The 7254-nt window shown below is 61.9% G+C and carries 6 protein-coding genes and 1 pseudogene; 2 read left to right on the top strand and 5 right to left on the bottom strand.

Features of this window, described 5'->3' with window-relative positions; all coding sequences use genetic code 11:
- Positions 1-643 (bottom strand): annotated as a pseudogene (locus tag AAC035_RS16360) (two-component sensor histidine kinase); the annotation flags it as partial.
- Positions 644-818: 175 nt separating this feature from the next.
- Between AAC035_RS16360 and AAC035_RS16355 the strand changes: the two are divergent.
- Together AAC035_RS16355 and AAC035_RS16350 are read left to right on the top strand one after the other, a co-directional pair.
- Positions 819-2150 carry a hypothetical protein gene (locus AAC035_RS16355; protein WP_339806031.1) on the top strand — a complete coding sequence of 444 codons (1332 nt, stop codon included), beginning with the start codon at positions 819-821 and terminating at the stop codon, positions 2148-2150.
- Between the two features lie 302 nt (positions 2151-2452).
- Positions 2453-3772, top strand: coding sequence for a DEAD/DEAH box helicase (locus AAC035_RS16350; RefSeq protein WP_339806029.1), 1320 nt, complete (start codon positions 2453-2455; stop codon positions 3770-3772).
- A 141-nt stretch (positions 3773-3913) separates the two neighbouring features.
- Here the strand turns inward: AAC035_RS16350 and AAC035_RS16345 are convergent, their stop codons facing one another.
- The 4 genes from AAC035_RS16345 to AAC035_RS16330 all read right to left on the bottom strand — a co-directional run.
- A complete protein-coding gene (locus AAC035_RS16345) occupies positions 3914-4636 on the bottom strand; it encodes an OmpW family outer membrane protein (protein ID WP_339806026.1) in 723 nt (240 codons plus the stop codon).
- Between the two features lie 123 nt (positions 4637-4759).
- Entirely contained in the window at positions 4760-5398 is a 639-nt protein-coding gene (locus AAC035_RS16340; RefSeq protein ID WP_339806025.1) for a nucleotidyltransferase family protein, read from the bottom strand.
- Positions 5388-6365 carry an XdhC family protein gene (locus AAC035_RS16335; protein WP_339806023.1) on the bottom strand — a complete coding sequence of 326 codons (978 nt, stop codon included), beginning with the start codon at positions 6363-6365 and terminating at the stop codon, positions 5388-5390. Before AAC035_RS16335 ends, AAC035_RS16340 begins: the two co-directional genes overlap by 11 nt.
- A 5-nt stretch (positions 6366-6370) precedes the next feature.
- On the bottom strand, positions 6371-7254 hold an 884-nt coding region (locus AAC035_RS16330), incomplete at its 5' end, for a molybdopterin cofactor-binding domain-containing protein (protein WP_339806022.1).

The following is a 7254-nucleotide window of genomic DNA, read 5'->3' as shown; positions in this document are numbered from 1 at the left end:
CACCGGCCGGTGTTCTCAGAAACGGCCGCAGCACGCCGGCCAGGTTCTCGGTGCGCATCAGTTCGGTCAGCGACGCCAGCCGCACATGCAGGGCGACGGAGCCTTCGGTGTTGTACCCGGTGTTGTCCCGCAGGGGCTGGCGAATCAGCAGCCAGCCGGGGCCGTCACCGGAGGGTAGTGCCGGGCCGATGATTTCGCTGTTGCCCATAATCACAGAGGGCCGCCCTACCACCGACCAGCCCTGTCGCCCCCAGTAAGGCTTACCGGACGCAGCCTGGCCCGGTACAATTTCAGTGAGATCCCCCAGGCTGTCGAAGAACAGGATGCCGTAAAGGTCCGGGGCGTCTGCCTCCACCCGCACCAGTTCCTGAATGCCTTCCGGGACCGCGTCGCTGTAAAGCAGATACAGCGGCATCGAAGGGTGGGTCGACAGGGTTTCCAGCTGATAGATCCGGTTGGCGATAAAGTTGGTCAGCCGGTTGGCGGTGCCCGCCACCTGCGCTTCCAGGCGCTCGCCGGCCAGCCGCTCGGTGACCGAATCGGAGACTGTGGCATACAGTGCGCTCAGTGCTGCCACGGCGCCGATCATCAAGGCAAGTGACAGGAACGAGTAACGCCCCACCAGGCTGACCCGTGGTTTCATGATGTGGGCCGCTCAGGCGCAGGGGCGGACCGGAGGCCCTGTACCGCAGAATGGTTAGAATCCATTATTGTTGCTTTTGTCAGCTAACTGTAAGTTTTATAACGATTCAGGCGATTCATGTATCATGTGCCGCCTGAGTTGATGATAGCTCACTCTGCCCGGAATGTGATTGCTGATGACCCAAGCTGTTCAGCCCCGTTTTTATCGCCAGCGTTCGATTCTGGCGTATCTCGCCCTGTTGTGCGGCGTGCTTTCGTTCGTGCCCGGCGCCATGGTGTTCGGGGCCGTGTGCGTTGTGCTGGCGGTGCTGCTGGCCTGGAAAGAGCTGCGTACCGTGGCGCGGATGCTGTTCGGCTTTGTGGTGTTCGGTACGCTGGCAGCCCTGATCATGGAGCCCGCCGCATTGCTGGTGGCCAGCGAGAACATGACCCGGCTGTCGGCGCTGATACTGACCGTCATGCTGCTGTCCTCGGTGCTGGGCAATTCCGCTGACCTGCTGAAAATCTCCGGCAGCCTGTTCAGTGGCAAACCCCTGGCCCGCTATTACAGCCTGGCCTTCGGTACCGGTCTGCTGTCGGTGCCGCTGAATTTCGGATCGGTCGGGGTGGTGGGCTCGATGATCGGCCACCGTATTCGCGGCCGGGGCGATTCCGCCATGACCCGCAATGCAGTGCGGGCGGTGATTCGCGGTTTTGCGGTGTCACCGATCTGCTCGCCCTTGTCCATTTCCGTGGTCATGACGGTCACCTTCCTGCCGGGTCTGCAAAGCTGGGAGCTGATCGCTCTCAGCCTGCCCGTGGGTGTTCTGATTCTGCTGGGCGGTGCCTGGCAGCGGGAGCCGGAGCAGGTGGTGGTGCCGGACGATGGTGAAGTCCAGGCCGGCGTGGCCCCCTGGTTACGCTTTGCCGGCATTATCGCGCTGATTTGTGTGGGCGTGTTTGCGCTCAGCGGCCTGGTCGGCCTCAGCTATTCAAAGTCGGTTACCCTGAGTTGCTTTGCCGCCGTGGTGATCGGCTTCAGCCTGCGGGGCGCACGTACCCGCAAACTGGATCTGCCGACCATGGCTCCGGTCAGCAACGAGCTGATTATCGTCGGCGGGTCGGCCTTTATTGGCGCCCTGATCAGCCTGCTGGCCCTCAACCTGATGGGTGATGACTTCAGCTTCCCGCGCTGGGCCTACCCGGTGCTGGCGTTTGGGGTGCCCTGGGTGTTCTACATCGGCGGCACCGGCGGCTTTAACCCGATTGTGATCGGCACCCTGGTGGGTGGCGTACTGGGTCCGCTTTGGCCCGCCGAGGCAGTGCTGGGGCTGGGCATCGCCATGGTCTGTGGCTGGGGTATCACCTCCGGCGGTTCGCCCTATGCCGCCAATTCTCTGCTGATGGAGCGGCTGACCGCCTACCCGGCCCGGCAGATTGGCCTGCACTGGAACTTCCGGCTGTCCATGGTGCTGTTGCTGCTGACGGGCGGTCTGGGTGCGGGCCTGACCTACGCACTGGCAGGCTGAGACGGTACGGTCCGGCGCCGCTTGTAGGTCTATTCCCCCATTCAGGTCACTGAAATTCAGTCGCTTACGGCCGGCGACTCTGTTAGAGTGCCCGCATCCTGCCTCTAAGGATTTCCGCAGTTATCTGGTCTCAGACCTTCTTGCGAACCATCATACGACCCGTCAGAGGACGTCCTCCCGTTACCGGTGAGTGACCGTAGTCGTCATTATTTCCATGCGTTGTCATGGTATCTGCCCGCATTCGTCCGTTGATATTGATTCATGGCGTTCGTGGAGGCAGAACAATCAAGAGTTGATCCACTATGAGTTTTTCTTCCCTCGGCCTTTCCGAGCAACTGGTCCGTGCTACTGCTGACCAGGGTTATGACACCCCGTCCCCGATCCAGCTGCAGGCCATTCCTGCGGTGTTGTCCGGCAAGGACGTAATGGCTGCAGCCCAGACCGGCACCGGCAAAACCGCCGGCTTTACCCTGCCACTGCTGCAGTTGCTGTCGGCGAATCCCCGTACCGGCAAAGGCCCCCGTGCCCTGATTCTGACGCCAACCCGTGAGCTGGCGGCCCAGGTCCACGACAGTGTGGCCCTGTACAGCAAGTACATGCCCACCAACTCTGCCGTGGTTTTCGGTGGTGTGAAAATCAATCCGCAGATGATGAAACTGCGCAAGGGTCTCGACGTGCTGGTGGCAACACCGGGCCGTCTGATGGACCTGTATGGCCAGAACGCCGTTCGTTTCAACGAAGTGGAAATTCTGGTGCTGGACGAAGCCGACCGCATGCTGGACATGGGCTTTATCCGCGACATTCGCAAGATTCTGGCCCTGCTGCCGGCGAAGCGTCAGAACCTGCTGTTCTCGGCCACCTTCTCCAACGAGATCCGTGGTCTGGCCGAAGGCATGCTGAACAACCCGGTTCAGGTTGAAGTAGCGACCCGCAACGCCACCGCTGACAAAGTGAAGCAGTCGGTGTACCCGGTGGACCAGAGCCAGAAGACCGCACTGCTGAGCAAGCTGGTGCGTGACAACAAATGGGAACAGGTGCTGGTCTTCACCCGCACCAAGCACGGTGCCAACCGCCTGACCCAGAAGCTGGAAAAAGACGGCATCACCGCCGCCGCGATTCACGGCAACAAGTCCCAGGGTGCCCGTACCCGTGCCCTGGCCGAGTTCAAGCAGGGTGATATCCGGGTGCTGGTAGCAACCGACATCGCTGCCCGTGGTCTGGACATCAAGCAGTTGCCCCAGGTGGTCAACTTCGAGCTGCCGAACGTGCCGGAAGACTACATTCACCGCATTGGCCGTACCGGCCGTGCTGGCGAAAGCGGTCATGCCCTGTCACTGGTCAGCGCCGACGAAGGCAAGTTGCTGGCAGGCATCGAACGCCTGATCAAGCAGCAGCTGCCGCGTAAATCGGTAGAAGGCTTCGAGCCCACCAACAACCTGCCGCTGAAGCCCAAGGCCAAGGCCGACCCCAGTCGGGCCCGTAACCGTGGTAATGGCGGTGGCGCCGGCCGTACCGACGACAAGCCCCGTAGCTTCGGTCCGAAACCGGGTGGACGCAGTGGTGGCCGTGGCCGCAGTGGCGGTTCAGCCCAGGGTCGCCCGGCCCAGCGCCAGACTGCCTGAATAAGCTGATGTCTCCCTCATAAAAAGCGGGGCCCGAAGGCCCCGCGAGGGAGAGCGTACCAGGGAGGGGAACAACCGGGTATTCGTTGTCCGGTTGCTCCAGTACGCCTTCAAAACTGACTGATCATCGACGATCAGTTATCAGAACCTGTAACTGAAACCAACCATGTACACCAGCGGATCGATATCTACGTCGACTTCCGCCGTTCCCAGACGATTCCCGCCCGCATCATAAGCATCAATCTTCGCTGTGGTTTCAATGTCTGCCCACCAGATCGCCGCGTTCAGCGCAAACCTGTCGCTCAGACGGTAGTCCATGCCAAATTCCGCAGCCACCCCGAAACTGTCGTCCAGCCGCAGACCAGTGGAAGCCACACCACCGCCCAATGCTGCATCAACCGCACCGGTCAGGGTGTCAGAGGTCTTTTCTTCAAAGAAGGTGGTGTAGTTGATGCCAAGGCCCACATAGGGCTGCCACTTATGGCTGGCATGCATCGGGTAGTACTGCAGGGTCAGGGTCGGTGGCAGGTGTTTGGTTTCACCCAGTTTGCCGGCGCCGGCAATAGAGCCCGCGGCACTGATGTTGTGCTTGAACGGCGTTGCCGCCAGCAGGCCAACCGCAATGTGGTCAGTGATCAGGTAGCTCAGGTTCAGGCCCAGCTGGGTGTTGGAATCAACGCTGACCTTCCAGTTGCCATCTCCGACGCCATTGCCACCAAGGGTAACCGTATTGCTGGAGTCCTGGGGGTCCACCAGGACGGCACCGGCACGAACCAGAATATCACCGGCCTGGTAAGCCTGGGCAGTGCCCGCAGCAGCGAGAAGACCGGCAGCAAGAACGCTGAGAGTGAATTTACGGGACATATACGACTCCTTGACCTGAAAAGTGTTGACGGGCCAAGGCTACCGGTTCCCCGGTTGTAAAAATTGACGTACGACAAGCCCGCTTCCGTGGCGGAAGAATTCCCTGCAAAAGATTGATTCAGCTCAATAAAGTCCGGATGTTAAGGTCAGGTTGCGAAGTTGTTCAGGGGTATCGGCATCCGCCAGTACGCCAGGGTCGGTGACCGGTATCAGCCTCAGGTACTGACGGTTGTGTTGCAGCAGGTGCTTGCCACCGTCGTCGCCGGTGAGGGTTGCCATTTCGCTCCAGAACCGCCGGCCGATGATGACCGGGTGGCCGGGGCTTCCCTGGTGTACGGGTCGGGTAATGGTGTCGGCATCACTTGACTGGGCCAGGGTCGTCAGGGTTGCGCTGGTGATCAGCGGCATATCCCCCAGACAGACAGCGGCCGCGTCAACGTCCGCCAGGGTGGCATCGCTGGCGAGCGCTCGGAAGGCATCCGCCAGGCTGGCACCAAGTCCGTGCCGGGCATGAGCAGCGACGATCACCGGCGTTACCGCCGGTAGTCCGAAGCTGTCCGGCAGTTCGCCCCACTGCAACACCAACCGGGTCCGGGGAAAGACTCCGGCAATGCGCTGATAGCTGACGGCCAGCAGCCCTTGCTGACCGGCAAGACGAGCCTTGCGTTTGTCGTCGCTGCCGAAGCGCCGGGACTGGCCGGCGGCCATTACCAGTGCAACGGTTTTCGGGGTGAAGTCTGACACCGGAGTGTCAGACTTCATGGCGGGGCGTACCCTTGCGCACCCTTACGATATCCGCCATCACCGCCAGGGCGATTTCAGCCGGGGTTTTGCTGCCCAGATTGAGGCCGATGGGCATGTGGATGCGGGCAATCTGCTGTTCATCGAGCCCGCCGATGCGCTGCAGGCGTTCGGCCCGTGCCCGGGAGGTTTTCATGGAGCCCATCACACCGATATAGAAGGCCCCGGTTCGCACCGCTTCCATCATGGCCAGATCATCGATTCTGGGATCGTGGGTCAGCGCCACAATGGCGGTAGCTTCGTGACAGTGGCCGTCGGCGATGTACTGCGAGGGCAGGATTGGTTTCACAGTTATTCCAGGCAGGCTGAAGTCAGTGAGAACCTCTTCCCGGGGGTCGCAGACAATCACCTCAAAGCCCAGGGCCTGGGCGAACTGGGCGCAGGCTTCCGACACCGGAGAGATACCGGCAATGATCAGGCGCGCGGCGGGGCCGACCCGCAGTTTCCAGTAGCCCTTGGGCCCCGACTCCACTCTGGGGCCAAGACCATTGTCACTGTGAAGTTCCGCCGCTGTGCCATCCAGGCTGACCCGTCTTAGCAGGGGCTGATGACCGGTCAGCGCCTGCTGTAACTGGACCAGGTGATCCCGGGTAGGTTGTCCCGGGCTCAGTCGTTCAATCAGCACATCCAGCAGCCCGCCGCAGGGCAGGCGAACCCGGGGGCCATCAGGACCGTCGGGCTCACCATAACGGAGCTGGCTGACCGGTTCGGAGAACACCCCGTCCCGCAGCCGGGCAAGGAAGTCCTCCTCCACGCAGCCTCCGGACAGGGATCCGGCATGGCGGCCGTCTGCTGTGGCCACCAGCCAGGAGCCAGGCTCCCGGGGGGAGGAGCCGAAGGTGGCCAGTACCGTGCAGAGCCACACATCCTGGCCCTCGTCAGACCACTTGAGCGCCTGCTCTATGACCTGTAAGTCGAGTTGCTGCATGGTCTCTAGCCGGCCAGCTGATCACCCACCGGCAGTCGGCGGATGCGTTTGCCGGTGGCGGCAAAGATGGCGTTGGTGACTGCCGGTGCGACCGGTGGCAGGCCGGGCTCGCCTACCCCGCCCATGGGCAGGTCCGGGTTGTTATTGACCAGGTGTACCCGGATCTGACGCGGACCGTGTTCCATCCGCGGAATCAGGTACTGGTGGAAGTTGTCCTGCTCGATCCGGCCATCGCTGGCACTGATTTCCGTGTGCAGGGCAATACCGACACCCATGATGCAGGAGCCTTCCATCTGGGAGCGGATGCGCTCAGGGTTCACCTGCAGGCCGCAATCAAACGCAATGTCAGCCCCGTGCACAGTGACCTTGCCGGCGTCGTCCACTTCCACTTCCATCACCACTGCGGTGTAGGACTGAAAGCTGTGGTGTACCGCCAGACCCAGGCCCCGGCCTTTTGGCAGTTCTCTGCCCCAGCCTGCGGCTTCGGTGGCTTTCTCGACCACGCCCCGCAGTCGGGCGGTATCGATCTGGTAGATCGCCGGGTCTTCACCGTAGTTCCAGGTGTCGTTGACGTCCCGGGGATTGATCTTGCGATCCGGCCCCAGCAGTTCCAACAGGTAATCCCGATGGTCACGGCCGGCGGCTGCGGCCATTTCAGCGGCAAAGCTCTGAATGGCGTAAGCGTGGGGCAGGTTGTACACCGCCCGGAACCAGCCGATGCGAACGTGGGCCGGGGCCTCCGGGTTTTCCAGGCGCATGGCCGGGATGTCAAAGGGCAGGGTGTTAAAGCCCATGCCCAGCTCAAAGTCGGCCTTGTTCACGGCCGGTGCAAACAGTGACGTGATGCTGGGGGAAACGGTCCGGTGGCGCCAGCCCAGGGTCTTGCCAT

Origin of the sequence: uncultured Marinobacter sp., assembly GCF_963974375.1 — a bacterium.
Taxonomy (GTDB): Bacteria; Pseudomonadota; Gammaproteobacteria; order Pseudomonadales; family Oleiphilaceae; genus Marinobacter.
The sequence above is the reverse complement of the archived record's forward strand: the minus strand, read 5'-3'. Positions and strand labels throughout refer to the sequence as shown.

What these genes read in the sequence shown, in the direction of transcription:
- AAC035_RS16350 (WP_339806029.1), top strand. Translation starts at nt 2,453, where the DNA reads ATGAGTTTTTCTTCCCTCGGCCTTTCCGAGCAACTGGTCCGTGCTACT.
- AAC035_RS16345 (WP_339806026.1), bottom strand. Translation starts at nt 4,636, where the DNA reads ATGTCCCGTAAATTCACTCTCAGCGTTCTTGCTGCCGGTCTTCTCGCT.
- AAC035_RS16355 (WP_339806031.1), top strand. Translation starts at nt 819, where the DNA reads ATGACCCAAGCTGTTCAGCCCCGTTTTTATCGCCAGCGTTCGATTCTG.
- AAC035_RS16335 (WP_339806023.1), bottom strand. Translation starts at nt 6,365, where the DNA reads ATGCAGCAACTCGACTTACAGGTCATAGAGCAGGCGCTCAAGTGGTCT.
- AAC035_RS16340 (WP_339806025.1), bottom strand. Translation starts at nt 5,398, where the DNA reads ATGAAGTCTGACACTCCGGTGTCAGACTTCACCCCGAAAACCGTTGCA.